Origin of the sequence: Arthrobacter sp. Cr_A7, from assembly GCF_029222765.1 — a bacterium.
Lineage (GTDB): Bacteria > Actinomycetota > Actinomycetes > Actinomycetales > Micrococcaceae > Arthrobacter.
This window is the reverse complement of sequence record NZ_JARHXQ010000332.1, coordinates 1-25,161: the sequence shown is the minus strand read 5'-3', so window position 1 is coordinate 25,161 and position 25,161 is coordinate 1. Positions and strand designations below refer to the sequence as shown.

At 65.4% G+C, this 25,161-nt stretch carries 21 protein-coding genes and 2 tRNA genes; 16 read left to right on the top strand and 7 right to left on the bottom strand.

Annotation, left to right across the window (positions count from 1 at the left end):
- On the bottom strand, positions 1 to 977 hold a 977-nt coding region (locus P2Q66_RS20180), incomplete at its 3' end, for an acyl-CoA thioesterase II (RefSeq protein WP_275731006.1).
- Positions 978 to 1,060: 83 nt separating this feature from the next.
- Here P2Q66_RS20180 and P2Q66_RS20175 point away from each other — a divergent pair.
- Positions 1,061 to 1,720, top strand: a complete 660-nt coding sequence (locus P2Q66_RS20175; protein ID WP_079596348.1) for a hypothetical protein — start codon at positions 1,061 to 1,063, stop codon at positions 1,718 to 1,720.
- 16 nt (positions 1,721 to 1,736) lie between these two features.
- Here P2Q66_RS20175 and P2Q66_RS20170 read toward each other — a convergent pair whose 3' ends face one another.
- Entirely contained in the window at positions 1,737 to 2,189 is a 453-nt protein-coding gene (locus tag P2Q66_RS20170) for a globin (RefSeq protein WP_115525808.1), read from the bottom strand.
- 2 nt (positions 2,190 to 2,191) lie between these two features.
- A complete protein-coding gene (locus tag P2Q66_RS20165) occupies positions 2,192 to 2,878 on the bottom strand; it encodes a mechanosensitive ion channel domain-containing protein (protein WP_275731004.1) in 687 nt (228 codons plus the stop codon).
- A gap of 120 nt (positions 2,879 to 2,998) precedes the next feature.
- Here P2Q66_RS20165 and P2Q66_RS20160 point away from each other — a divergent pair, with 120 nt between their 5' ends.
- A complete protein-coding gene (locus tag P2Q66_RS20160; RefSeq protein ID WP_275731002.1) occupies positions 2,999 to 3,985 on the top strand; it encodes an epimerase in 987 nt (328 codons plus the stop codon).
- On the opposite strand, the gene P2Q66_RS20155 is transcribed toward P2Q66_RS20160, so the two are convergent.
- Both P2Q66_RS20155 and pepN read right to left on the bottom strand, forming a co-directional pair.
- On the bottom strand, positions 3,982 to 4,455 hold the full coding sequence (locus tag P2Q66_RS20155) for an OsmC family protein (RefSeq protein ID WP_275731000.1): 474 nt from the start codon (positions 4,453 to 4,455) through the stop codon (positions 3,982 to 3,984). The two genes, P2Q66_RS20160 and P2Q66_RS20155, sit on opposite strands and share 4 nt — an antisense overlap.
- A gap of 24 nt (positions 4,456 to 4,479) precedes the next feature.
- Positions 4,480 to 7,032: an aminopeptidase N gene (pepN, locus tag P2Q66_RS20150; protein WP_275730998.1), complete on the bottom strand. Its 2,553-nt coding sequence runs from the start codon at positions 7,030 to 7,032 to the stop codon at positions 4,480 to 4,482.
- Between the two features lie 166 nt (positions 7,033 to 7,198).
- On the opposite strand from pepN, the gene P2Q66_RS20145 reads away from it, so the two are divergent.
- From P2Q66_RS20145 to P2Q66_RS20135, 3 genes are all read left to right on the top strand, one after another.
- The gene (locus P2Q66_RS20145) at positions 7,199 to 8,218 is read left to right on the top strand and encodes a hypothetical protein (RefSeq protein WP_115525813.1); all 1,020 of its coding nucleotides are present in this window, start codon (positions 7,199 to 7,201) and stop codon (positions 8,216 to 8,218) included.
- Positions 8,219 to 8,296: 78 nt separating this feature from the next.
- Positions 8,297 to 8,791 carry a ribose-5-phosphate isomerase gene (locus tag P2Q66_RS20140; RefSeq protein WP_275730994.1) on the top strand — a complete coding sequence of 165 codons (495 nt, stop codon included), beginning with the start codon at positions 8,297 to 8,299 and terminating at the stop codon, positions 8,789 to 8,791.
- Positions 8,791 to 9,750, top strand: a complete 960-nt coding sequence (locus P2Q66_RS20135) for a DNA-formamidopyrimidine glycosylase family protein (RefSeq protein WP_079596340.1) — start codon at positions 8,791 to 8,793, stop codon at positions 9,748 to 9,750. Before P2Q66_RS20140 ends, P2Q66_RS20135 begins: the two co-directional genes overlap by 1 nt.
- A 97-nt stretch (positions 9,751 to 9,847) precedes the next feature.
- On the opposite strand, the gene P2Q66_RS20130 is transcribed toward P2Q66_RS20135, so the two are convergent.
- Positions 9,848 to 9,918 (bottom strand) — tRNA-Gly (locus P2Q66_RS20130).
- Between the two features lie 141 nt (positions 9,919 to 10,059).
- Here P2Q66_RS20130 and P2Q66_RS20125 point away from each other — a divergent pair.
- The 6 genes from P2Q66_RS20125 to P2Q66_RS20100 all read left to right on the top strand — a co-directional run bounded on the left by P2Q66_RS20125 (position 10,060) and on the right by P2Q66_RS20100 (position 15,293).
- Positions 10,060 to 10,134 (top strand) — tRNA-Pro (locus P2Q66_RS20125).
- An 81-nt stretch (positions 10,135 to 10,215) separates the two neighbouring features.
- Positions 10,216 to 11,601 (top strand): trigger factor, encoded by a 1,386-nt coding sequence (tig, locus tag P2Q66_RS20120; protein WP_275730991.1) that lies wholly within the window; start codon positions 10,216 to 10,218, stop codon positions 11,599 to 11,601.
- Positions 11,602 to 11,830: 229 nt separating this feature from the next.
- Positions 11,831 to 12,454, top strand: coding sequence for an ATP-dependent Clp protease proteolytic subunit (locus P2Q66_RS20115; protein ID WP_079596338.1), 624 nt, complete (start codon positions 11,831 to 11,833; stop codon positions 12,452 to 12,454).
- 36 nt (positions 12,455 to 12,490) lie between these two features.
- Positions 12,491 to 13,150, top strand: a complete 660-nt coding sequence (locus P2Q66_RS20110; protein ID WP_079596337.1) for an ATP-dependent Clp protease proteolytic subunit — start codon at positions 12,491 to 12,493, stop codon at positions 13,148 to 13,150.
- Positions 13,151 to 13,326: 176 nt separating this feature from the next.
- Positions 13,327 to 14,607: an ATP-dependent Clp protease ATP-binding subunit ClpX gene (gene clpX, locus P2Q66_RS20105; protein ID WP_079596336.1), complete on the top strand. Its 1,281-nt coding sequence runs from the start codon at positions 13,327 to 13,329 to the stop codon at positions 14,605 to 14,607.
- 71 nt (positions 14,608 to 14,678) lie between these two features.
- A complete protein-coding gene (locus tag P2Q66_RS20100) occupies positions 14,679 to 15,293 on the top strand; it encodes a DsbA family protein (RefSeq protein WP_275730987.1) in 615 nt (204 codons plus the stop codon).
- Positions 15,294 to 15,632: 339 nt separating this feature from the next.
- Here P2Q66_RS20100 and valS read toward each other — a convergent pair whose 3' ends face one another.
- Positions 15,633 to 18,254, bottom strand: coding sequence for a valine--tRNA ligase (gene valS, locus P2Q66_RS20095; protein WP_275730985.1), 2,622 nt, complete (start codon positions 18,252 to 18,254; stop codon positions 15,633 to 15,635).
- 174 nt (positions 18,255 to 18,428) lie between these two features.
- Here valS and P2Q66_RS20090 point away from each other — a divergent pair, with 174 nt between their 5' ends.
- From P2Q66_RS20090 to ndk, 5 genes are all read left to right on the top strand, one after another.
- The gene (locus P2Q66_RS20090) at positions 18,429 to 19,187 is read left to right on the top strand and encodes an SDR family oxidoreductase (protein ID WP_275730983.1); all 759 of its coding nucleotides are present in this window, start codon (positions 18,429 to 18,431) and stop codon (positions 19,185 to 19,187) included.
- A gap of 336 nt (positions 19,188 to 19,523) precedes the next feature.
- On the top strand, positions 19,524 to 22,832 hold the full coding sequence (gene ileS / locus P2Q66_RS20085) for an isoleucine--tRNA ligase (RefSeq protein ID WP_275730981.1): 3,309 nt from the start codon (positions 19,524 to 19,526) through the stop codon (positions 22,830 to 22,832).
- A gap of 3 nt (positions 22,833 to 22,835) precedes the next feature.
- On the top strand, positions 22,836 to 24,194 hold the full coding sequence (locus P2Q66_RS20080; protein WP_275730979.1) for a folylpolyglutamate synthase/dihydrofolate synthase family protein: 1,359 nt from the start codon (positions 22,836 to 22,838) through the stop codon (positions 24,192 to 24,194).
- 3 nt (positions 24,195 to 24,197) lie between these two features.
- Positions 24,198 to 24,662, top strand: a complete 465-nt coding sequence (locus P2Q66_RS20075) for a DUF4233 domain-containing protein (RefSeq protein WP_275730977.1) — start codon at positions 24,198 to 24,200, stop codon at positions 24,660 to 24,662.
- A 70-nt stretch (positions 24,663 to 24,732) separates the two neighbouring features.
- Entirely contained in the window at positions 24,733 to 25,152 is a 420-nt protein-coding gene (gene ndk, locus P2Q66_RS20070) for a nucleoside-diphosphate kinase (RefSeq protein ID WP_079596329.1), read from the top strand.
- Positions 25,153 to 25,161 lie beyond the last annotated feature (9 nt).

Sequence of the window (25,161 nt, the reverse complement as noted above, 5' to 3'; positions counted from 1 at the left end):
TCCCGCACAGCCTTGCGGATCTGGTGCTCCAACACCTTGGACTGGAAGGCACCCACCACCTTGTTCTTCAGGTCCGTGGGCACGCGGACCATGCCCTCCTGGGCAACGGAGGCAACGTGCTGCCCGGCCCGGTTGAAGATCTTGCCGGTGGCAAGTCCCCGTGCGCCCTGCGCGCTCGGGGACTCCTGCACATAGAGGAGCCATTCGTCCACCCGGGCGGGGCGGTGCCACCACATGGCGTGGTCGAGGCTCGCTACATTCATGCCCGGTGTGATCCAGCTCAGCCCGTGCCGCCGCAAAATGGACTCAAGCAGGGTGTAGTCGCTCGCATACGCCAGGGCGGCCCGGTGCAGGTTGGCGTTGTCCGGCATCGGCCCGAACGTCTTCATCCACACAGCGTTCCGGGCTTCCTTGGTGCCCTTGGCCGAAACGTACAGCGGCGGATCGATGTGCCGGATATCGAAGGGCCGCTCATACGCCCAGTGCCTGGCCACAGGGTGGTCGAACTTCCCCAGCAGGTCAGCGGTGCTGGGCAGGGACTCCGGGTCCGGGATACCGGCGGGCATCGTGGATTCGTGCTCGATGCCTTCGTCCTCCCCCTGGAAGGACGCGATCATGGACAGGATCGGCACGCCGTCCTGATAGGCGTGGACCCTCCGCGCGGAGAAGGACCGGCCGTCACGGAGGCGCTGGACACCAAACGTGATGGGCTTGTTGGCATCGCCGGGCCGCAGGAAGTAGCCGTGCATGGAGTGGACAAAACGCTCGTCGTCCACGGTCCGGATGGAGGCGATGAGTGACTGTGCCAGGACCTGGCCGCCGAATACCCGGTGGTGCGGCTGCTGCTGGGACGGTCCAAGGAAAATGTCCTCGTCCGTCCGGGCTCCTTCCAACTGGCCAAGGTCGAGAAGTTTGATCAGCGATGCGGTGGGGTCACCGCTGGGAGGTGCCAGGAGTCCGGCTTCGGCTTCAGTCATGGTTTGACTCTAGACGCCGCCCCGGTGCCGCTCAACCAGCGGGGGCAGTGTCCAATCAGCGTGCACCCGGTAGTGTTCTTGGTGTGTCTGATCTTCTTACCTCGTCCTTCCGTTTCGCCGACCCCAGGGATCTCGCCGACCTGAAGACGTACGTCACACGGGCAAAAGCGATCGACGACGGCGCCATCCGGCTGCAGGCGGCAGGTTCCGTCCTCGCCGCATACGTGTGCGTGCTGCGTCCCCGGCTGCTGGGCGAATCCACGCCCACCATCCTGGGCCTGCGCACCATGGCGCTGGCGGCACCTTCGGAAACGGACGTGACAGTCCCGCTGTCGGCCGTCCTGGACCGCCTCGCCCGCGCAGGGGAGGACGACGTCGAATTGCCGGTTCCGCCGGCTACGGTCACCGAGTCCTGGACGGGCGTCAGCGCCCCAAGGGGCGGTTGGGAACTTGTGGGGTCGCTCAGCGACTCCGCCCTGCGGCAGGCAGCAGAGGCCGGCATCGCCGAAGTGGCGGGAATTGTTCCGGACAAGCCCGGGGCGCTGATCGTGAACAACGCCCGCGCCGCGGTCTGGGGCAGGGACCTGGACTCCTCGGGACTGCCGACGGGAGCGGCCTTCGCGGCCCTTGCCTTAGGCTTCCTCGCAGACGGCGACCAGAAGCTCTACCGCGCGGGCCGCTGGTTCCGGCTCTCGGGCAGCCGCGGGCACGTGCTGGCGCGCACCGGAAGCGGCCTGCTCTAAGGGCTGAGCTGCCGGGTCAGGAGCCGGACGGGCTGTTCACCATGGACAACGCCGCGCGCTCCATGTAATCCCACAGAGTCCCCTCGTACAGGGGCGGCAGTTCAAGGGCGTCCACGGCCTTGCGCATGTGGAACAGCCAGCGGTCCTTGGCCTCCGGCGACACCTTGAACGGCATGTGCCGCATCCGGAGGCGCGGATGGCCGCGCTCTTCACCGTAGGTGGTGGGTCCGCCCCAGTACTGCTCCAGGAACATCAGGAAACGCCGTTTGGCTGGTCCCAGGTCCTCTTCGGGGTACATCGGGCGCAGCAGCGGATCGGTGGCCACGCCGTCGTAGAAAATGTCGATGAGCTTGACGAACGTTTCGTGGCCGCCCACGGCGTCATAGAAGTTGTCCGTGTAGCCGGGCTGGCTGAAGGGATCGTTCTGCATCAGCTGGCGTGGCTGCTGCGGCTCTACGGGAATGGTCATCGCTATTCTCCGGCTTTCTGCTCGGTCTTGGTGTTCTCGGCGCCGTGATCCGAGCTCTGGTCCGTGGTGCCGTCTTCCGATTCATGCAATGGCACATAATTGCCCTGCGAACGGTTGCCTACCCTCAGGATCTCACCGTTGCGCAGGTACCAGATGGCACCGTCGTCGGACCGGACCCGCGTGATGCGCAGGCCCATGGATTCAACCACGCCAACCACCTCGCTGGTTTCGATCACGTCGCCGATGCCGAACTGGTCTTCAATGGTAATGAAAATGCCGGCCAGGAAGTCGCGGATCAGCTGCTGAGCGCCGAAGCCGATGGCCACACCGAGGATACCGACGCTGGTCAGGAGCGGCGCGATGTTGATGTCAAGGTTCTGCAGAACGTACATGCCGGTGATGACAACCACCAGCACCCCCACGATGCTGTTCAGCAGCGAACCGATGGTTTCCGCCCGCTGCACCCGGCGTTCGTGATCCAAGGCCCGGAAAGCGGGAGCCGCCCATCTGAACGTGGGTTTCTTGAAGAAGTTGCTCCCGGACGCCACCCGCGAGGTGATGCGGGAGATGACGAACGTCGCCGCCAGCCAGACGGCGACGCCGACGCCCAGGCTGATCACGATCCCCGTAATGCTGATGCCGTCCGGGTCGGTGGCGGCGGAAGGGAGGACTGACAACATGCTGACCATAGGGAAGAAGTGCTCCTTGGGGTTTGTGCCGGCAGAACCGGGACGAGTTGCTTCAGCGCCGGTTATGCCCGGCGCGGAAGCCTCTGTTCTGTCTTAACCCTAGCGCCGTAGCGTGGGGCCATGCGCATCCTTGTCCTCGGCGGAACCGCCTTCCTGTCAGCAGAAATCGCCGGCCAGGCAGTGACGGCCGGGCACCAGGTGACGTGCCTGGCCCGCGGATCAGCGGGACAGCCGCCCAGCGGTGCGGCCTGGATCAGGGCCGACCGTTCACTGGGCGCGAACGCCTACGCCGGTGTGTCGGGGGACTGGGACGCCGTCATCGAGGTTGCCCGCGATCCGGACCCCGCACAGGGTGCCCTGGATGCCCTTGCACAGCGGGCGGGCCACTGGACCTTCGTGTCCAGCTGTTCCGTGTATGCCGACCATTCCATGCCGGGCGCGGCGGAGGACGCGGCGCTCTTGCCTTCTCTGCCGTCCGGAACGCAGTCCACGGCGGAGAACTACGGGGAATCGAAGGTGGCCATTGAGGGAGCCACCCTGGCGGCCGCGGGCGGCAGGGTCCACCTCTGCCGCGCAGGCCTTATTGGCGGTCCCGGGGACGGTTCCGACCGTTACGGCTACTGGCCGGGCCGCTTCGCCCGGGACAGCGGGCCCGTCATCGTTCCGGACATTGACGCGGATCCCACGCAGGTCATCGACGTCCGCGACCTTGCAGCCTGGATCCTGCTCGCCGCGGAACAGGGAACCAGGGGCGTGCTCAACGCGGTGGGGGACCAGGTGCCGTTCGGCCAGTACGTGGGCACGTCCGGCGACATAGCCGGCAATACCGGCTCTGTGGTGGCTGCACCGGAAGACTGGCTGGTGGCTGAAGGAGTGGGGTATTGGGCGGGACCCGATTCCCTGCCGCTCTGGCTCCCGCCGGACCATGGGGGCTTTATGGCGCGCAGCAACCAGGCCGCGCGGGCGGCCGGCCTGGTGCTGCGGCCGTGGCAGGAAACCCTGGAGGACACGCTCCGGGATGAACGTGCCCGGGGGCTGGCCCGGCCCCGCAAGGCGGGACTGGCGCCAGACACAGAGGCCCGGCTGGTCAGCAGACTGGGAGCCTAAGCCACCACCGTTTCCGGTTCATGGTCCACGGGAAAGTTCACGCTGCGGGCAATGAAACACACCTTGTTGGCCTCGTGGTGGAGCCGGCCGGCGAGCTCCACCTGGCCGGCGTCGGCGACTGTGACACGGGGACGCAGCGTCACCCGCTCGAACTGTCCGCTGCCGTCCCGGTTCAGCCGCATCAGGCCGGAGGCCTCGTCCCGGTAAGCGGTCACCACCACACCATGCTTGACGGCCACGTGCAGATAGGAGAGCAGGTGGCACTGCGCCAGGGCCGCCAGGAGCAGCTGTTCGGGGTTGTACCGCTCCCGGTCGCCGTGGAAGGTGGGGTCAGCCGATCCCTTCAGGACCGGCAACCCGGGAATGACCACGTCATGGTCCCGCGAGTAGCCGCGGTAGGACGACGTCCCGTCACCCAGGTTGCCGGTCCACTCCACGGCCAGGCCGTAGCGGTGCTCAGACAGGCTCATGCGTTCCTCCTCCCATCCCCGTTGCTACACATCTGCGGCCCGTGCGCGCAGTGCCCGGGCAACGCCGTCGCGGTTTTCCAGCATCATGCGCCGCAGTGCGGCACTCTCCGGCGGCAGGGCCGCCAGGAAGCCGTCTGTACGGTCAATGGTGGCCTGGGTGGTCAGCAGCGCGGGGTAGAGCCCGACGACGATCTGCTGGGCGAGTGCGTGCGTGCGGTTTTCGACGATGCCCGGCACCGCCTCGAAGTACTTCTCAGCGTAGGGTTCCAGCAGCGACCGGTCGAGGACCCGCATGAAGCCGGTCACCGCCGACCCCTGCAGTGCGTTGGACAGTTCGCCCTTGACCACGATCGAGTCCCAGGCCGCGGCCTTCGCCTCGGGGGTGGGGATGGCGGCCTTGGCCAGAGCCGCCGCGTTCTGGCCGCTGGAGGTGTTGTCGCGCGCCAGTTCGGCGTCGATCCCTTCCTGTGCCATCCGCCCGCCGGCAACGAGGGAAGCCACGAGCTCCCAGCGAAGGTCCTGGTCAACGGCCAGTCCGTCCAGGACCGCCGATCCGTCCAGCAGCCCTGCCACCTTGTCCAGCTGGGCCGCGCTGCCGGCCAGCAGGGCGAAGGACTTCACGAACTGCAGCTGCGCGTCGGAACCGCCGGGAACCTGGGAGGCGAGGTCCCAGAGCCTGTCCGCCGCGGCGGCTGTGGCAGCCTCGCGGTGCTCTTCGGCCACGTAGAAGTTGAGCGTGGTGGCGAGCTGGCGGAGCTGTACCAGGATCACGGAGGAGTCCGTCTCTGCCGCCACGTTGGACAGGATGAGCTCCACGTATTTCCGGGCCGGGGTCTCGCCGTCACGGGCTGCATCCCAGGCGGAATTCCAGACGAGGGTCCGCGGCAGGCTGTCCTGGAAGTCCTTGAGGTGTGCCGTGGCCGTTGCCAGTGACTTCGGGTCCAGCCGGACCTTGGCGAAAGCGAGGTCGTCGTCATTGATCAGGATGAGGTCCGGCTGGGGCAGGCCCACCAGCGCGGGAACGTCGGTGCGTTCGCCGTCGACGTCCAGTTCCTCGCGGTGCACCCGCTCCAGCTTTCCGGCAGCGTTGAGGTTGTAGAAGCCCACCGCGAGCCTGTGCGGGCGGATGGTGGGCCATTCCTCCACCGCGGACTGGACGATGGTGAAGGAGCGCAGGGAACCGTCGGCATCAGCTTCCAGCTCCGGTGCGAGGGTGTTCACCCCCGCAGTTTCAAGCCATTGCCGTCCCCAGTCATCCAGGTCCCGCCCGCTGGCCTTCTCCAGTTCCACCATGAGGTCGGCCAGTTCGGTGTTTTGCCAGGAGTGCTTGGCGAAGTATTCACGGACGCCGGCCATGAACTGTTCCGGCCCCACCCACGCCACCAGCTGGCGGAGGACGGATGCCCCCTTGGCGTAGGTGATGCCGTCGAAGTTCACCTCAACGTCCTGCAGGTCGTTGATCTCGGCGAAGATCGGGTGGGTGGTGGGCAGCTGGTCCTGGCGGTATGCCCAGGATTTTTCCAGGGAGGCGAAGGTGGTCCACGCGCTGGTGAAGGAGGTGGCTTCCACCGCGGCAAGGTGGGACATGTACTCAGCGAACGATTCGTTGAGCCACAAGTCGTTCCACCAGCGCATCGTCACCAGGTCCCCGAACCACATGTGCGCCAGTTCGTGCAGGACGGTGATGGCGCGGCGCTCAACCTGGGCGCCGGTGACCTTTCCGCGGAAAATATAGCCTTCCAGGATGGTTACAGCACCGGCGTTTTCCATGGCCCCGGCATTGAACTCCGGAACGAACAGCTGATCGTACTTTTCGAAGGGGTAGGGGCAGCCGAACTGCGCCTCGTAGAACCTGAAGCCCTGCCGGGTCAGTTCGAAAATGTTCTCCGCATCCAGGTACTGCATCAGCGACTTCCGTGCGAAGACACCCAGCGGGATAACCCGCCCGTCTGAACTGGCCACCTCGCTGCGCACCGACTGGTACGGGCCCGCAATCAGCGCGGTGACGTAGGAGGACAGCCGCGGGGTGGCAGGGAAGGTCCATGTGGAGCGGGCGCCGCCGTCGCCGCCCGGCGCGGCCGGGGCGGGCTCGGGGGTGGGGGAGTTGGAGATGACGTCCCAGTGGGATGGTGCCGTCACGGTGAACGCGAAGGTCGCCTTCAGGTCCGGCTGCTCAAAGACGGCGAACATCCGGCGTGCATCGGGAACCTCGAACTGCGTGTACAGGTAGACCTCGTTGTCCACCGGGTCCACGAAGCGGTGCAGCCCCTCGCCGGTATTCATGAACGGCGCGTCGGCAACGACGGTGAGCTCGTTGGTCTCCTGCAGGCCGGGCAGCTGGATGCGCACGCCGTCCGCCACCGTGGCCGGGTCGAGGCTGCGGCCGTTGAGCGTCACGCTGTGCACGGTGCGGGTCACGGCGTCGATGAAGGTGGAGGAGCCAGGCTTCGCGCTGAACTTTACGGTGGTGGTGCTCCCGAAAACCTCCCCGCCCCTTGTCAGGTCCAGCTGGACCTCATAGGACTCGACGGTGATCAGTTCGGCGCGTTCGCGGGCCTCAGCGCGCGTCAGGTTCATGCCTGGCAAATGGACCTCCAGAAAGTTGCGGTTGCCGGCTGGGGGTACCCAGCTCCGGCACTGATCATTCTTGCATTGGCTGACCCCTTGGCAAGTTGCCCTGGTCACAGCTGTGCCGGGCGGAGCGGAGGGGCCCCGGTCCCGGCGCCAGGGGTAGCGTTAAGTCATGGGAAAGTATCTGGATTCGGTGGATGCGAAGGCCTTGCGCTTTGCCGTCGGGTTTCCGGTCATGCTGGCCGCCGGTTTCGTTGTGTGCGCGTTTTTGCTGCGGCCGGACCTCCCCGAGCCGCTCGCCATCCGCTGGACGGACGACGGCGGCGCCGCCTTCGCGCCGTTCGGCGCCTTCGTGGGCGGCGGCGCGTTGATGATCCTGGTTTTCGGCTGGCTGGGCCTGTACCAGGCGGTTCCGGTGGGCAGGCCGGTCCTGATGCGCCGCATCATGATGGGGGCCGGGCTTTTCCTGGCACTCTTTATCACCACCGCCCTGGCTGCCGGCCTGGTGGGCCAGGCCGGCGTGGCCGATGCCCGCGAGTCACGGGTTGACCTCACCGTCCTTGCGCTCGGCAGCGGCGCCGCAGTGTCCCTTGGCGTGATCGTGGCCTTTGCCTTCAAGGCCGACCAGCAGTGGTCGCCGGATGACGACCGGGCCCTGCAGTTTGCCATCGCAAAAGAACTTGACCCGGACCTGACCCGGGACAGCATCCGGTTGTGGGTGCATGCCAGGAGTTCGGTCTTCGTGATGATCGCCATCGCCTCCGTGTTCCCCGCCGCCCTGATCGCCATTGTGGTGCCGTGGCTGGGTGTCCTGCTCATAGTCCTGGCCTTCTTTGGGGCGGCCTTCCTGTGTGCCCGCGTTAAGGCGGACCGCGGCGGGCTGAAAGTCCTGCTGGCCGGCGTCGTGCCGGTCATGGACATTCCTGCCGGCTCCATCTCGGCCGCCAGCGCAGCGGATGTCCGGGCTGCCGACTACGGCGGGTGGGGCTACCGGAACCACGGGGGAACCGCCGCCATGCTCGTCAGCAGCGGCCCCGCCGTCGTCGTCAGCAAAACGGACGGACAGCGGCTCGCGGTGAGCGGCGGAAGCCAGGCCTCGGCCGCCCGCTTGGCCGAAGTCCTCACCCGGGTGGCTGCCCGGGCAAGGCGGGGCGGCGGCCCCTCGCCTGCGGCAGGCCTGCCGGAGTCCTAGTATTCTTGTCCGTGTTGTTCTACGGGCCGGCGCCTTCCGTGCCGGCTGCCAGCGCCGCCAACTGAACGGATTCTGCTCGTGACCTCTTCCCCTGCCTTCCCGCGGGTCCACATCGCCACCGACCACGCAGGCATGGAGCTCAGCGCCCACCTCGTGTCCCATCTGACGGCCAAGGGATACGAAGTGGTGGACCACGGACCCCAGGTCTACGACGCCCAGGACGACTACCCGTCCTTCTGCATCAACGCCGCCCTGGCTGTAGTGGCTGACCAGCAGGCCGGTGTCCACGCACTGGGCATCGTGTTGGGCGGATCAGGCAACGGTGAGCAGATCGCGGCGAACAAGGTCAAGGGCGTCAGGGCAGCCCTCGCCTGGAACCACTCCACGGCTACCCTCGCCCGTGAGCACAACGACGCGAACGTGGTGGCCGTGGGCGGCCGGCAGCACACGGTGGAGGAAGCAACGGAACTTATCGAAGCCTTCCTGGCCGAGCCTTTCAGCAACGACGAGCGGCACGTCCGCAGAATTGGCAAGATCGCCGCCTACGAGGCCACCGGCGAGGTTGTCGAGTAGTGCCGGAAGGGCATTCGGTCCGGCGCCTGGCGCGCCAGTTCGGGGACGTTTTCACCGGGGAAAGCCTCGCCGTGACCAGCCCCCAGGGCAGGTTCAGCGGGGGAGCGGCGCTGCTCGACGGCCATACGCTGCTCGCCGCCGAAGCCCACGGGAAGCACCTCTTCCTGCACTTCGACAACGCGTTGGTGCTGCACGTCCACCTGGGCCTTTACGGTGCCTGGAGCTTCGGCGGCGACAGCACCTTCACGGGGTCTTCCAGCATTGGTGCGCCCCGCCGGGTGGGAGAGCAGGAAGCCTTCGCCGACGGGGAGGACGACGCCGGTGCCCCCTATGAAGGGCCGCCGGCCCCGGTGGGGGCGGTCCGGGTAAGGCTTGCGTCAGCCCACGGCTGGGCCGACCTGCGCGGTGCAACAACCTGCGAAACCATCACCGCCGCCGAAGCTGACGCAGTGCTCGCCCGGCTGGGCCCTGACCCATTGCGTAACCTTCGGGGCGATGCCGGCAGGTTTGCCGCCAACCTGCAGGCCCGGAAAACGCCCGTGGCCGCGCTGCTGATGGACCAGAAGATCATCGCCGGCGTGGGCAACGTGTACCGCGCCGAGGTCCTCTTCCGCCTGCGCCTGGACCCCTGGCTGCCGGGGGCTGCCGTGCCGGATGCCACTGCCCGGAAACTGTGGCGCGACGTTGTATCCCTCATGAACGACGGCGTGGCCGACGGCCGGATCATCACCACCCCGCCCAAGTACTGGACAGGCAACGGGAAAGCGGGCAATCAGAAAGCGGGCACAGGGAAGCCGGCCGCCGTCGTGAAGACCCATACGTTCCCTGCCCGGGAGGACGCGCACTTCGTCTACAAGCGCAACGGACTGCCGTGCAGGGTCTGCCGCACCACCGTGCTGATCGCCGAGTTGGTTGCCCGAAAGCTGTACTGGTGCCCGAACTGCCAGCAGTCAGCCTGAATTTCTTTCCTGACCCACGAAGAAGGACTGAAACACGAAAACGGCCCCAAACACAAAAAGGCCCCTCGGTGAGGGGCCTTTTTCGTTTGTTCCGCAGAGGGGACGACGGGAATCGAACCCGCGTAATCAGTTTGGAAGACTGAGGCTTTACCATTAAGCTACGTCCCCGAAGGAAGATCCATCTGCAACATTAGCAGCTGGAAACTTCGGGCTGGCTGTTCAAGCCGGATACAACTAAACCTAATCCAGGGGCTACGTGTCAAATGTGCAAAGACGGCGCGTATCACCGTAGACTTGCCTGTGCACTAACGGGGTGTAGCTCAGCTTGGCTAGAGCGCCTGCTTTGGGAGCAGGAAGTCGCAGGTTCAAATCCTGTCACCCCGACTCTGCGGCCCGGACCACTCGGCCTGGACAAAACATTGCGTTTGCAGAAACCCATCCCACAAACCCAGGAGTACTTAGACCGTGAAGAGCGCTGTCGAGAACCTCACCCCCACGCGGGTCAAGCTCAACGTTGAGGTTCCCTTTGAGGAACTGAAGCCCAGCATCGACTCGGCTTACAAGACTGTTGCTTCGCAGATCCAGGTTCCTGGGTTCCGTAAGGGCAAGGTGCCCGCAAAGCTCATCGACCAGCGCGTCGGCCGCGGCTACGTCCTGGAGACGGCCATCAATGACGGCCTCAACGGCTGGTACCAGGCTGCCGTGCAGGAATCCGGCATCCGCCCCCTGAGCCGTCCCGAGGTCGAAATCACCGAGGTTCCGGACCCCTCCGCCACGGACGGCGGCCTGAAGTTCGCCGCCGAGGTTGACGTCCGCCCCGAAATCGAACTGCCGGACTATGCCGGCATCAAGGTTGAGGTTGCAGCCGCACAGTCGTCCGACGAAGACGTGGACAAGGCCCTGGACGAACTGCGGGGCCGCTTCGGCACGCTGAAGTCCGTCGACCGTCCCGCAGCCGACGGTGACTTCCTCACCATCGACATCACCGCCACCATCGACGGCGAGGACGTGGACTCCGCAGCCGGCCTGTCCTACCAGGTTGGCTCCGGCACCATGCTCGAAGGCCTCGACGAAGCCGTGACCGGCCTCAGCACCGACGAGGACGCCATCTTCAACACCACCCTGGTGGGCGGCGACCACGCCGGCGAAGAGGCCCAGGTCAAGGTCGTTGTCAAGGCCGTCAAGGAGCGCGAGCTGCCCGAAGCGAACGACGACTTCGCCCAGCTGGCTTCGGAGTTCGACACCCTCGCCGAACTCCGCGAAGACCTTGCCAAGCAGGCTGCCGACTCAAAGGTTGTCGAGCAGGGCGTCGAGGCCCGCGACAAGGTCCTGGACAAGCTCGTTGAGCTCGTCGAGGTTCCTGTTCCGGACTCGGTGGTCGAAGAGCAGCTCGAAGCCCACTTCAAGGAGGGCAACGGCCACGGTGAGGGCGAGCACGACACCGAGGAGCACCGTGAAGAGGTCCGCGCCAACACCGCCCGCGCCTTCCAGAACGAGATCATCCTCGACGCCATCGCTGAGAAGGAAGAAGTCAACGTCAGCCAGAACGAGCTGATCGACTACATCGTCACCACCGCCAGCCAGTACGGCATGGACCCGAACCAGTTCGCCCAGATCATCGATCAGAGCGGCCAGGTCCCCATGATGGTTTCCGAGGTCCGCCGCCGCAAGGCGCTGGCCGTCGTCCTGGGCCAGGCCACCGTGACCGACACCGAGGGCAACGCTGTTGACCTGAGCGACTTCGTGCGCCCCGGCGGCGAAGAAGAAGCTCCGGCTGTAGAAGCCGAGGCAGCCGACACCGAAGCCACCGGCACCGCTGCCGAGGACGACAAGGCCGAGGCAAAGGCCTAGTCCCACGACGCATGGAACGGCCCCCGGATCGCGAGATCCGGGGGCCGTTCGCGTTCCGGCAGGGCTCCGGCGCGTCTGGTCCGCCGATCGTGCGCCGTCAGCGAACAGCCCTCGGGGCACGAACAAAATGTCGGTGAAACCGGTTAGTGTCCAAGTAGTGATTTTCAGTGATGTCACCGTCACCAGCGAGAGGTAAGTAAACATGTCACAGCACCCAGAGGCCCCCCGGATGGCGACCGTCGATCCTGCAGCCCAGGACAACTACATTTACAACCGCCTGCTGAAGGAGCGGATCATCTGGCTGGGGTCGGAGGTGCGGGACGACAATGCGAACGCCATCTGCTCTCAGCTGCTCCTCCTGTCCGCCGAGAACCCGGACAAGGACATCTACCTCTACATCAACTCTCCGGGCGGCTCTGTCACGGCCGGCATGGCCATCTACGACACCATGCAGTTCATCCCCAACGATGTCGTCACCGTGGCAACCGGCCTGGCCGCGTCCATGGGGCAGTTCCTGCTGTCCTCCGGCACCAAGGGCAAGCGGTACGCCACCCCTAACGCCCGCGTCCTGATGCACCAGCCTTCCGGCGGCATCGGCGGCACCGCCTCGGACATCAAGATCCAGGCAGAGCTCATCCTGCACATGAAGAAGGTCATGGCGGAGCTGACCGCCGAGCAGACCGGCCAGACCGTCGATACCATCCTCAAGGACAACGACCGCGATAAGTGGTTCACGGCCACCGAGGCCCTGGAGTACGGCTTCTTTGACAAGATTGCCGCGCACGCAGGTTCCGTGTCCGGCGGTGGCGGCACCGCCAACGGCACCTCCGGCGAGACTGCCTCACAGAACTAACCCGGCATCAAGAACACTCAGATCAGGAGCAATGAAATGAACTACAACTTCGGGTGGTCCGCCGGTAATCTTCCGTCCAGCCGCTACGTCCTGCCGCAGTTCGAGGAGCGCACCCCGTACGGCTTCAAGCGCCAGGACCCCTACACCAAGCTCTTCGAGGACCGCATTATCTTCCTCGGTGTGCAGGTGGATGACGCTTCCGCTGATGACATCATGGCCCAGTTGCTGGTCCTCGAGTCCACCGACCCGGACCGCGACATCACCCTCTACATCAACTCCCCGGGCGGGTCCTTCACCGCCATGACTGCCATTTACGACACCATGCAGTACATTCGGCCGGAAATCCAGACCGTTTGTTTGGGACAGGCCGCAAGCGCCGCGGCCGTCCTCCTCGCCGCCGGAACCCCCGGCAAGCGTCTGGCATTGCCCAACGCCCGTGTCCTGATCCACCAGCCGGCCCTCTCCGGCGGCCAGGGCGGACAGGCTTCCGACCTGGAGATCCAGGCGGCAGAGGTCATGCGCATGCGGTCCTGGCTTGAAGACACCCTGGCCCACCACTCGGGCCGTACGTCGGAGCAGGTCAACAACGATATCGAGCGTGACAAGATCCTCACCGCCGACGAAGCCCAGGCATACGGGCTGATCGACCAGGTCCTCGATTCACGCAAGATCAAACCTCAGGCAATTACGAGGTAGCAGTACGTAAAGCGCCGGTGCGGGCCAGTTCATTTGGCCCCACCGGCCTTTTCCTTCCACCCTTGGGAGCCAATGTGACCTAGAGTGGATGTTGTCACAACCGGCCCTCGCGGTCCGGGATAGATTCCAGCAACGGTGCAAGGCTGCCAGGCAGCAGGATACTAAGGGGTTCACATATGGCTCGGATTGGCGAGAGCACGGATCTGCTGAAGTGCTCTTTCTGTGGAAAGAGCCAGAAGCAGGTGCGCAAGCTCATTGCCGGGCCCGGGGTCTATATCTGCGATGAGTGCATTGAGCTCTGCAACGAAATCATCGAAGAGGAGCTCGCGGAAGTCGCTGACCTGGGGAGCTTTGAACTGCCCAAGCCCCGCGAGATTTTCGATTTCCTGCAGGAATACGTCATCGGCCAGGAACCTGCCAAGCGTTCCCTCGCCGTCGCCGTCTACAACCACTACAAGCGCATCCAGGCCGGCCACGCCCCCAAGTCCGGCAGCCTCGCCGACGGCGGGCACCATGATGACGTCGAAATCGCCAAGTCGAACATCCTGCTGATCGGTCCCACCGGCTGCGGCAAGACCTACCTGGCCCAAACCCTCGCCCGGCGCCTTAACGTACCCTTCGCCGTCGCGGATGCAACGGCACTCACCGAGGCGGGCTACGTCGGCGAGGACGTGGAGAATATCCTCCTCAAGCTCATCCAGGCGGCCGACTACGACGTCAAAAAGGCCGAACAGGGCATCATCTACATCGACGAGATCGACAAGATCTCCCGCAAGAGCGAAAACCCCTCCATCACCCGTGACGTCTCCGGCGAGGGTGTCCAGCAGGCGCTGCTGAAAATACTGGAGGGCACCGTTGCTTCGGTACCGCCGCAGGGCGGCCGGAAGCACCCGCACCAGGAATTCATCCAGATCGACACCACCAACGTCCTGTTCATCGTCGCAGGCGCCTTCGCCGGCCTGGAGGAGATCATCGGATCGCGTTCCGGCCGCAAGGGAATCGGTTTTGGTGCACCGCTCAACGAGGCCAGCAAAAAGGTCGATTCCTATGGCGAAGTGATGCCGGAGGACCTGCTCAAGTTTGGCCTGATCCCCGAATTCATCGGCCGGCTCCCCGTCATTACCACGGTCTCCAACCTGGACCGGGACGCCCTGATCCAGATCCTGTCCACACCCAAGAATGCCTTGGTCAAGCAGTACCAGAAGATGTTCCAGATCGACGGTGTGGAACTGGTCTTCGATGACACGGCACTCGATGCCATCGCCGAGCAGGCCCTGGAGCGGGGCACCGGTGCTCGCGGGCTGCGGGCCATCATGGAGGAAGTGCTCCTTCCCGTGATGTTCGATCTCCCCAGCCGCGAGGACGTGGCGAGTGTGGTCATCACCGAGGACGTTGTCCTGAAGGGTGCCGAGCCCACCATGATCCCGCACGCCGCCAAGCGGCGGAAGTCCGCCTAGCCACTGCACGAATTACCCCCTGCCAGGCGTGGCTGCCACCTGCGCAGCCGCCCGCCCCTGAAGGATCCGCTATGCCTGAATCCGTAAAGAACAAGGCCGACTTCTGGTTTGATCCGCTGTGCCCCTTCGCCTGGATCACTTCGCGCTGGATTGGCGAGGTTGAAGGCGTCCGCGACATCGAAACGCAATGGCACGTCATGAGCCTCGCGGTCCTCAACGAAGGACGCGACCTGGAGCCTTCCTACCGGGAATCCATGGATAACGCCTGGGGCATGGTCCGCGTGATCATCGCCGCCCAGCAGGAGCACGGCCAGGAGGCGGTCAAAGCCCTGTACGACGGCATGGGAACGCTGATCCACGACGCCGGCGAAAAGGACCGGGGCCTCGTGATCACCAAGGCCCTCGCGGAATGCGGCCTTCCGTCCTCCCTGGCCGAAGCTGCAACCAACGACGCCTATGATGTGCAGCTCCGGGCAAGCCACGAGGAAGGCATTTCCCTGGTGGGCCAGGACGTCGGCACACCGGTGGTGGCCTTCAACGGAACGGCGTTCTTCGGCCCCGTCCTCACCCGCATTCCACGGGGCGAAGAGGCCGGCAAGCTGTGGGACGCCACCACTGCCCTTGCTGCCTACCCGCACTTCTTCGAGCTCAAGCGCAGCCGCACGGAGCGTCCGGAGTTCAGCTGAACCGGCCCCTCTGTGAACATCTAAGGGCCCCGGGAGAACTACCTGCTTGTAGTTCTCCCGGGGCCCTTGCGCTTGGCCCTGCCCGGGACAACAATGGTTCTTACCCACTTCGAAAGAAGCGGGACGCAGGAACCAAAGATTCAGTGATATATATTTGACGCAGCCATCGGCAAAGCCGGATATAAGCTACCAGTGACGAGGTAGGAAGACCTGAAGATCCGAGGATCCTGCCAGACCATTAAAGACGTCACCAAATGGCCGAAAAGTCGAAGCCCCACCAACGGCAAAACGCTGATGGGGCTTCCCCTTTGCCCTCAAACAGGCGGGCTTGGCCGGAAGTTATGCCTTGGCAGGCTCATCCGAAGCCGCGAGGGCCACGTCGCTGACGGACAGCTCGCCCTCGGCCGCCACCAGGGTGATCTCTCGGGCGTTGGACGCAGCCTTCAGGTCTGAAAGGCCGGCCCGGAGCTGCGCGGTCAGCGCCTCCGGAGCCGTGATGGTGGCCGACAGCACCTCCGTGCGCTGCTTGACCTTTGCCTCGGACTTCGCCTTCCGGACACCGCTGAGTGCAACGCCCACCGTAGCCAGCATCGTGGTGTCTCCGCCCGGAATCTCCAGCGCTGCAGGCCATTCGGCACGGTGGACAGAGCCGTTCCGCCACCAGCTCCATACCTCTTCGGTGGCGAAGGGCAGGAACGGCGCGAACAGGCGCAGCAGGGTGTCAAGGGTGGTGGCCAGGGCTGCGAGCACCGAGGCCTGCTCGGCTTCGCCGGCGGCACCATAAGCGCGGTCCTTGATGAGCTCCACATAGTCGTCGGTGAACTGCCAGAAGAAGCTCTCGGTGATCTGCAGTGCACGGGCGTAATCGTAGTTCTCGAACGCCTTGGTGGACTGCGCCACAACCTCGGCCAGCTGGGCCAGGACCGCCCGGTCCAGCGGGTTGCTGAGCACCGACAGGTCACCGGACAGCACCGATGCCTCCGTGGCACCCAGGTTCAGTACGAACTTGGACGCGTTCAGGAGCTTGATGGCCAGGCGCCGGCCGATCTTCATCTGGGCAATTTCGTAGGCCGTGTCAGCACCGAGCTTCGCTGATGTGGCCCAGTACCGGACGGCGTCGGAACCGAACTCGTCCAGCACGTCGGTGGGGACCACCACATTGCCCTTGGACTTGGACATCTTTTTGCGGTCCGGGTCCAGGATCCATCCTGAGATGGCCGCATGCTTCCATGGGGCGGTGTTCTGCAGCGCATCGGCCCGGACCACGGAAGAGAACAGCCAGGTACGGATGATGTCGTGGCCCTGTGGGCGCAGGTCGAACGGGAACACCTTGGCGAACAGGTCCTCGTTCCGGCTCCAGCCGCCCACAATCTGCGGGGTCAGGGAAGAGGTTGCCCAGGTGTCGAAAATGTCCGCGTCGCCGGTGAAGCCGCCGGGAACGTCGCGCTGGGACTCGTCGTATCCTGGCGCTGCCTCAGCCAGCGGGTCCACCGGCAGCTGCTCGTCGGAGGGCACGATGGGGGCGTCGTAGTCCGGGTTGCCATCGGCATCGAGCGGATACCAGACGGGGATGGGCACGCCGAAGAAGCGCTGGCGCGAGACCAGCCAGTCGCCGTTAAGGCCGGCAATCCAGTTCTCGTACCGTGAGCGCATGAAGGCGGGGTGGAAATTGATGTCGTGGCCGCGGGAAATCAGGCGTTCCCGGCGGTCCTCGTCCCGGCCCCCGTTGCGGATGTACCACTGGCGTGAGGTGACAACTTCCAGGGGCTTGTCACCCTTTTCGTAGAAGTTCACCGGGTGCATGATCTTTTTGGGTTCGCCGTCGAGCAGGTCGGCAGCTTCCAGGAGCTTCACCACGGCTTCCTTGGCGCTAAAGACGGTCTTGCCCGCAATCGCGGCGAAGCCCTCGCGGCCGATGTCAGTGGTGATCCAGTCCGGGGTCTCGGTGACGATGCGGCCGTCACGGCCTACGATCGCCCGGGTGGGCAGCTGAAGTTCGCGCCACCAGGTGACGTCCGTGAGGTCACCGAAGGTACACACCATGGCGATGCCGGAGCCCTTGTCCGCCTTTGCCAGAGGGTGGGCCTTAACCTCTACCTCGACGCCGAAGACCGGGGAGGTGACCTTTTTGCCGAACAGCGGCTGGTACCGCTCGTCGTCGGGGTTTGCCACCAGGGCGGCGCACGCCGCCAGGAGCTCGGGCCGGGTTGTTTCGATGAAGATCTTTTCGCCGTCTTCCGTAAAGAACGGGTAGCGGTAGTACGCTCCGGCAACCTCACGGTCCTCAAGCTCGGCCTGCGCAACCGCGGTACGGAACGTTACATCCCACAGCGTGGGTGCTTCGGCCATGTAGGCGTCACCGCTGGCCAGGTTGGCCAGGAAGGCGCGCTGGGAGACTTCGCGGGAGGCGTCGTCGATGGTGCGGTAGGTCAGTTCCCAGTCGACCGAGAGGCCCAGCTGCTGGAAGAGGCTCTCGAAGACCTTCTCGTCCTCAACGGCGAGTTCCTCGCAGAGTTCAATGAAGTTCCGGCGCGAGACGACGTCGAAGTCGCGCTGGTTCTTGGCGGGCTGCGCCGGCGGCCGGTAGTCGGCGTTGTACGGAATGGCGGGGTCACAGCGCACGCCGTAGTAGTTCTGCACCCGGCGTTCGGTGGGCAGGCCGTTGTCGTCCCAGCCCATGGGGTAGAAGACGTTCTTGCCCGTCATGCGCTGGTAGCGCGCCAGGACGTCCGTCTGGGTGAAGGAAAACATGTGCCCCACGTGCAGGGAGCCCGAGGCGGTGGGCGGGGGAGTGTCGATCGAATAGACCTGCTCCCGGGTGGTGTCCGGGTTGAACTTGTAGGTCCCTTCGGTCAGCCAGCGCTGCGTCAGGGCAGCCTCAAGGCCTTCGAGGGCCGGCTTGTCCGGAACGTTGATGGGGGCGGTGGTGGGCGTGTCTGTACCCTGTTTGTCTTCAGCCATTCGGCAATTCTTTCATGTTCTGTTCAATCCCACAGAACGCAGCAGGGAGTAGCGAGCCATAGCGGGGCCGACCGTGCGCAGGTCCTGCTGGACTGCCTTCCAGCCCGTCCCTCCAGATAACGCTGTTTAACAGCCGCCGCGGCCTGTCCGGGCGGGCGCGGTTAGGGTGGTGCCATGACTGATGACGTGCAGAACAAGGCAGCTTTGGTGACGGGTGCAAGCAGCGGCATTGGGGAAGCCACCGTCCGCGCCCTGCGGACCGCCGGATGGACCGTGTTTGCCGTGGCCCGCCGGGCGGACCGCCTGGCGGTACTGGCCGCCGAGACGGGCGCGGTGGCCATCCCTGCCGATATTTCCGAGGACGACGACGTGTCCCGGCTCCTCTCCCAGGTTACCGAAGCCGGCGGCGTCGACACCCTGATCAATATCGCAGGCGGCGCCAGGGGCGCCGACACCATCGGCGGGGCCAGCACGGACGACTGGGAATGGATGTACCGCGTCAACGTCCTGGGGACCATGAAACTGACCCGGGCATTCCTGCCCATGCTGCGGGCCACCGGTGAAGGCACGGTGCTTAATCTGACATCGACGGCGGCGCTGGCGGCCTACGAAGGCGGCGGCGGCTACAACGCGGCGAAGTTCGCCCAGCACGCCATGACGGGAGCGCTGCGGCTGGAGGAAGCCGAACACAACGTCCGCGTGATCGAGGTTGCCCCCGGCCTCGTCTACACGGAGGAATTCGCTCTCAACCGGCTCGGAGACCGGCAGGCCGCGGACAAGGTCTACCAGGGAGTGGAGAAGCCGCTCACGGCCGAAGACGTCGCCGACGTGGTGCGCTACGCCGTCACCGCCCCGCACCACGTCAACCTGGACCAGATTGTCATCCGGCCTGTGGCGCAGGCAGCCAACCACAAGCTGATCAGGAAAAGCTGACGCCCTGGAGATACGGGGAATGGCACTGGAGGCCGCGGCAATAGTAGACTCGAAAGACAGCTACGACCCGGCAATCACCGGTGAGCTTCCGGAAGAACACGCGAAACTGCCAGCACGGCGGCCAGCGCCAGTAGAACCGGACGGGTAAGCCCGTCACAGCAGTCAATGAGAGGCCGGAGCAGAGCCCGTTCCCCAGGGGGCGTGCAGCGCCGGTAAGTGAGGTGGTACCGCGGTGAGCGTGCAGTCCCCGGACAGCACGGCAGCCGTCCTCGCATCCTGAACGGAACTGCCCGGCACCTGCCGGCAGTTCGCCACGCTCAACCCAGGATGTCGAGAATGACGTATTACCCCAAGGCCTCAGCCTCCACCAGCGGCAGTGCAGGCGTTTCCGCCTCCGTGAAGTTCCCGGAGATCGAAGAGCGCATCCTGAAGTACTGGGACCAGGACGGCACATTCCAGGCCAGCATCGACCAGCGCAGCGCCGACGCCCCCGGCGGTGAACCCGGCAGCAACGAGTTCGTGTTCTACGACGGCCCCCCGTTCGCCAACGGCCTGCCCCACTACGGCCACCTGCTCACCGGATACGCCAAGGACCTGGTGGGCCGCTACCAGACCCAGCGCGGCAAGCGTGTAGAGCGCCGCTTTGGCTGGGACACCCATGGGCTTCCCGCCGAGCTGGAAGCGATGAAGCAGCTGGGCATGACGGACAAAACCCAGATCGAAGCCATGGGCATCGACAAGTTCAACGACGCCTGCCGTGCGTCGGTGATGAAGTACGCCGACGAATGGCGCAACTACGTCACCCGCCAGGCCCGCTGGGTGGACTTCGACAACGACTACAAAACCCTCAACGTGGAGTACATGGAGTCGGTCCTCTGGGCCTTCAAGCAGCTGCACGAAAAAGGCCTGACCTACAACGGCTACCGCGTGCTGCCCTACTGCTGGAAGGACGAGACGCCGCTGTCCAACCACGAACTGCGCATGGACGACGACGTCTACAAGAACCGCCAGGACCAGACCGTGACCGTGACGTTCCCCATCACGGCGGGGGAGTCCGAGCTCTCGCGGCAGCTGGCCGGCGTCCAGGCCCTCGCGTGGACCACCACCCCCTGGACGCTGCCCACCAACGCCGCGCTCGCCGTCGGGCCCTCCATCACCTATGCCGTCCTCCCGGCAGGCCCCAACGGCATCAAGGCGGCCTCGGCCGATGCCCCCATCACCGGCAGCTTCCTGCTGGCGGCTGACCTGGTGGGCGCCTATGCCAAGGACCTGGGCTACGACAATTACGAGGATGCCCAGGCCGCCGTGGTCTCCACCCACACCGGCGCGGAGCTGGAGGGCCTGGCGTACCAGCCGCTGTGGCAGGACTTCGCCGACAACGAAAAGTACGGCATGGAGAACGCCTGGCGGATCCTGGTGGCCGACTACGTCACCACCACGGACGGCACCGGCATCGTCCACCAGGCTCCCGCCTACGGTGAGGATGACCAGAAGGTCTGCGAAGAGGCCGGCATCCCGGTGATCCTGTCCGTCGACGAGGGCGCCAAGTTCCTGCCCCTGTTCAAGCACGGCGACCTGCACGACATCGTGGGTCTGCAGGTTTTCGAAGCCAACAAGCCCATCACCCAGGTGCTCCGCGCCCAGGGCCGCCTGGTCCGGCAGGCAAGCTACGAGCACAGCTACCCGCACTGCTGGCGCTGCCGCAACCCCCTGATCTACCGCGCGGTGTCCTCCTGGTACGTGGAAGTCACCAAGTTCAAGGACCGGATGTCCGAGCTGAACCAGGAGATCAACTGGATCCCCGGCAACGTCAAGGACGGCCAGTTCGGCAAATGGCTGGAAAACGCCCGCGACTGGTCCATCAGCCGCAACCGCTACTGGGGCAGCCCCATCCCGGTGTGGCAGTCCAGCGACCCCGAATACCCCCGCACGGACGTGTACGGCTCCCTGGCCGAGATCGAGGCGGACTTTGGCCGGCTGCCGCTGAACAACGACGGCCAGGTGGACCTGCACCGCCCGTTCATTGACGAACTCACCCGCCCCAACCCCGACGACCCCCGGACGCCCGAAGAGGGCCAGTCCGTGATGCGCCGCGTGGAGGACGTGCTGGACGTCTGGTTCGACTCCGGCTCCATGCCGTACGGCCAGGTACACTACCCGTTCCAAAACGAGGCCTGGTTCGACACCCACAATCCGGCCGACTTCATTGTCGAATACATCGGCCAGACCCGCGGCTGGTTCTACATGCTGCACATCCTGTCGACGGCACTGTTCGACCGGCCGGCGTTCCGCAACGTCATCAGCCACGGCATCGTGCTGGGCTCCGACGGGCAGAAAATGTCCAAGAGCCTGCGCAACTACCCCGACGTGTCCGAGGTGCTGGACCGCGACGGTTCCGACGCCATGCGCTGGTTCCTGATGTCCAGCCCCATCCTGCGCGGCGGCAACCTGGTGGTCACCGAGCAGGGGATCCGCGACGGCGTCCGCCAGGTCATCCTGCCGCTGTGGAACGTGTACAGCTTCTTCACGCTGTACACGAACGCGGCCAACGGCGGCGCCGGCTACGACGCCACCCTGCGCTACGACGGGTACAGCGACACTCTGGACCGGTACCTGCTGGCCAACACGGGCGACCTGGTCCGGAACATGACCGCGCAACTGGACACCTATGACATCTCCGGGGCCTGCGATGAACTGCGCAGCTACCTGGACATGCTCACCAACTGGTACGTCCGCCGCAGCCGCCAGCGCTTCTTCGACGAAGACCGGGATGCCTTCGACGCGCTGTACACGGCTCTCGAGACGGTCTCCCGGGCCGCGGCTTCGCTGCTGCCCCTGGTGTCCGAGGAAATCTGGCGCGGGCTCACCGGCGGCCGGTCCGTACACCTGGCCGACTGGCCCGACGCCGGGTTGTTCCCTGCGAACCCGGACCTGGTCCAGGCCATGGACCGGGTCCAGCAGATCTGCTCCACCGGTTCGTCACTCCGCAAGGCAGCCAACCTGCGTGTCCGCCTGCCGCTGCAGGAACTCACGGTGGTGGCACCCGGTGCCGACGCGCTGGAAGGCTTCGCCGCCGTCGTCGCGGACGAGCTCAACCTCCGTTCCGTGCGGCTGCTTGACGCAGCCACCGCCGCTCCGGAGGAGTTCGGCATCCAGCAGAAGCTGGTGGTCAACGCCCGGGCAGCGGGCCCGCGCCTGGGCAAGAACGTCCAGGCCGCCATCAAGGGCTCCAAGTCCGGCGACTGGTCAGTGGACGACGACGGTGTGGTCACCGCGGGAGGGCTCCAGCTGGAACCGCAGGAGTACACGCTGGAAACCGTTGTGGCCGAATCCGAGGGCGGGTCGGCGTCTGTCGCCGTGCTCCCCGGCGGCGGCTTCGTGGTCCTCAACACGGAGGTGACCCCGGAGCTTGAGGCCGAAGGACTGGCACGCGACATGGTCCGCGCCATCCAGCAGGCACGCAAGGATGCCGGGCTTAACGTCAGCGACCGGATCAGGACGTCCGTCACCGCCCGGCAAAATGTTGTGGACGCACTGCTGGCGAACGCCGAACTGGTCAAGGGCGAGACCCTGACCGTGGACCTGGCAGCCGAACCGGCAGACGTCGAAGAACCGGCCGTCGCCGTCGAAAAAGTGGAGGCCTAGGACATGACCGACGAATTTTCCGTGGAAAGCGTCTATGCGGAGCTTCTGGGGCGGGCGCCCGAAAACAAGATGGAGCCCCGGCTCGCGCCGCTGTTCCGGGCCATGGATGTGCTCGGCGAACCCAACAAGGCGTTCCCGATCATCCACGTGACCGGCACGAACGGCAAGACCTCCACCGCCCGCATGATCGAGTCCGTCCTGCGGGCCCACGGGCTCAGCACGGGCCGCTACACCAGCCCGCACCTGTCCAAGGTCACGGAACGAATCAGCATCGACGGTCATCCCGTTTCGGATGAAACGTTTGTCCGGATCTGGGACGAGATCCGCCCCTACCTGCAGATTGTTGATTCCGAGCTGGAAGCGGACGGGCAGCCCCGGCTGACGTACTTCGAGTGCCTCACCATCCTGGGCTTCGCCATCTTCGCGGACCAGCCCGTCAACGTGGGCATTATCGAGGTGGGGCTGGGCGGCATCACGGATGCCACCAACGTCGGTGACGGCCAGGTTTCCGTCATCACGCCGATCTCGCTGGACCACACCGACCTGCTGGGCGACACCACCGGGGACATTGCCCTGGAAAAGGCGGGCATCATCAAGCCCGGCGGGTACCTCATTAGCGCGGCCCAGCCCCTGGACGCCGCCCAGGTCCTCCTGGAGAAGGCAAAGGACGTGGGGGTGCCGTTCCGCTTTGAGGGCGTGGAGTTTGGCGTGGAGTCCCGCACCGTGGCGGTGGGCGGCCAGGTGGTAACCATCCAGGGCATCGCCGGGCGCTATCCGGAACTGCTGGTGCCGCTGCACGGCGAGCACCAGGCGCAGAACGCCGCCGTTGCGGTGGCCGCCCTCGAAGCCTTCTTCGGCGGCGAAAAGGAACTGGACTTCGAGGTGCTGCAGGAAGGCTTCGCCGCCGTCACCTCGCCCGGCAGGCTTGAGGTGGTACGGACCGCGCCCACCATCATCGTTGATGCCGCCCATAACCCGGACGGGATCAAGGCCTCGGCCGCCGCGCTGCAGGAGGCGTTTACGTTCACGCGGCTCGTCCCGGTGGTGGGTGTGCTGAAGGAAAAGGACGCCGAGGAAATCCTCCGCCAGCTCAAGGAATCGCTGGGCGGCATGGCCGAGGAGTACTGCTTCACGCAGTCGAACTCCCCGCGGGCTGTCCCCGCCGCGGAACTGGCCGAGCTTGCGGTGGACCTGGGATTCGGCGAGGACAACGTCCACATCGCCGAAAAGCTCGACGACGCCCTGGAGTGGGCCGTGGAACGGGCCGAAGCCAACGACGACCTTTCCGGCGGCGTGCTGGTGACCGGCTCCATCACCCTTGTGGCCGAAGCCCGCATCCTGCTCGGAAAGACGGAGGCGTAGGGGATGGCCAAACTGACCAAAGCCCAGCGCGAATGGCGGCCGGGCATGCCCAGGAAGCGCCGCTCCACCAAGGTGATGTTCGCCTCCACGGTCCTGCTGCTGGAAGCCTTCGTGATGTTCTTCGCCACCCTGGCGGTGTTTGGGCTGCGCCGCGGCGAGTTTCCGCCGGCGCTCATCCTGGGCGTGGGCGTCGCCCTGAGCGTGCTGATGATCGTGGCCTGCGCGTTCCTCACCAAAGCCTGGGGCGTGGGACTGGGATGGATCCTGCAGATCGTCCTGATCCTGACGGGCATTTTCGAGCCCGCCATGTTCCTGGTGGGGGGCCTGTTCGCCCTTGCCTGGTGGTATGGGATCCGGACCGGCATCAGGCTGGACCGTGAAGCGGCCCAGCGCGCCCGTGAGCAGGCCGAATGGGAAGCCGCACACCCGGACCAGGCCGCCGGGTCCGGGCAACCGCAGACCCCCTGACTACGGGGACTCCGCGCAGCGCAGTCCCCGTAGACTTATCCCGAAACCCCACCAACGCATTGGAGCAGTTGTGACCACTGAGCGCACCCTCGTCCTGATCAAGCCCGACGGCGTCGCCCGTAACCTCACCGGATCCATCCTGGCCCGGATCGAAGCCAAGGGGTACACCCTTGCTGAGTTGAAGAAGGTGGACGCCACCCGCGACCTGCTGGAACAGCACTACGAGGAGCACGTGGGCAAGCCCTTCTATGAGCCCCTGGTGGAGTTCATGCTGAGCGGACCCGTTGTTGCCGCCATCTTCGAAGGCCACCGCGTCATCGAGGGCTTCCGTTCGCTGGCCGGCACCACCGATCCGACCACCGCCGCACCGGGCACCATCCGCGGCGACTTTGGCCGCGACTGGGGCCTGAAGGTCCAGCAGAACCTGGTGCACGGCTCCGACTCCACGGATTCCGCCGAGCGTGAGATCAAGATCTGGTTCCAGGGCTGACCCCACCGA

What these genes read in the sequence shown, in the direction of transcription:
- P2Q66_RS20170 (WP_115525808.1), bottom strand. Translation starts at nt 2,189, where the DNA reads ATGACCATTCCCGTAGAGCCGCAGCAGCCACGCCAGCTGATGCAGAAC.
- P2Q66_RS20165 (WP_275731004.1), bottom strand. Translation starts at nt 2,878, where the DNA reads ATGGTCAGCATGTTGTCAGTCCTCCCTTCCGCCGCCACCGACCCGGAC.
- P2Q66_RS20160 (WP_275731002.1), top strand. Translation starts at nt 2,999, where the DNA reads ATGCGCATCCTTGTCCTCGGCGGAACCGCCTTCCTGTCAGCAGAAATC.
- P2Q66_RS20155 (WP_275731000.1), bottom strand. Translation starts at nt 4,455, where the DNA reads ATGAGCCTGTCTGAGCACCGCTACGGCCTGGCCGTGGAGTGGACCGGC.
- pepN (WP_275730998.1), bottom strand. Translation starts at nt 7,032, where the DNA reads ATGAACCTGACGCGCGCTGAGGCCCGCGAACGCGCCGAACTGATCACC.
- P2Q66_RS20145 (WP_115525813.1), top strand. Translation starts at nt 7,199, where the DNA reads ATGGGAAAGTATCTGGATTCGGTGGATGCGAAGGCCTTGCGCTTTGCC.
- P2Q66_RS20115 (WP_079596338.1), top strand. Translation starts at nt 11,831, where the DNA reads ATGGCGACCGTCGATCCTGCAGCCCAGGACAACTACATTTACAACCGC.
- P2Q66_RS20110 (WP_079596337.1), top strand. Translation starts at nt 12,491, where the DNA reads ATGAACTACAACTTCGGGTGGTCCGCCGGTAATCTTCCGTCCAGCCGC.
- clpX (WP_079596336.1), top strand. Translation starts at nt 13,327, where the DNA reads ATGGCTCGGATTGGCGAGAGCACGGATCTGCTGAAGTGCTCTTTCTGT.
- P2Q66_RS20100 (WP_275730987.1), top strand. Translation starts at nt 14,679, where the DNA reads ATGCCTGAATCCGTAAAGAACAAGGCCGACTTCTGGTTTGATCCGCTG.
- valS (WP_275730985.1), bottom strand. Translation starts at nt 18,254, where the DNA reads ATGGCTGAAGACAAACAGGGTACAGACACGCCCACCACCGCCCCCATC.
- P2Q66_RS20090 (WP_275730983.1), top strand. Translation starts at nt 18,429, where the DNA reads ATGACTGATGACGTGCAGAACAAGGCAGCTTTGGTGACGGGTGCAAGC.
- ileS (WP_275730981.1), top strand. Translation starts at nt 19,524, where the DNA reads ATGACGTATTACCCCAAGGCCTCAGCCTCCACCAGCGGCAGTGCAGGC.
- P2Q66_RS20080 (WP_275730979.1), top strand. Translation starts at nt 22,836, where the DNA reads ATGACCGACGAATTTTCCGTGGAAAGCGTCTATGCGGAGCTTCTGGGG.
- P2Q66_RS20075 (WP_275730977.1), top strand. Translation starts at nt 24,198, where the DNA reads ATGGCCAAACTGACCAAAGCCCAGCGCGAATGGCGGCCGGGCATGCCC.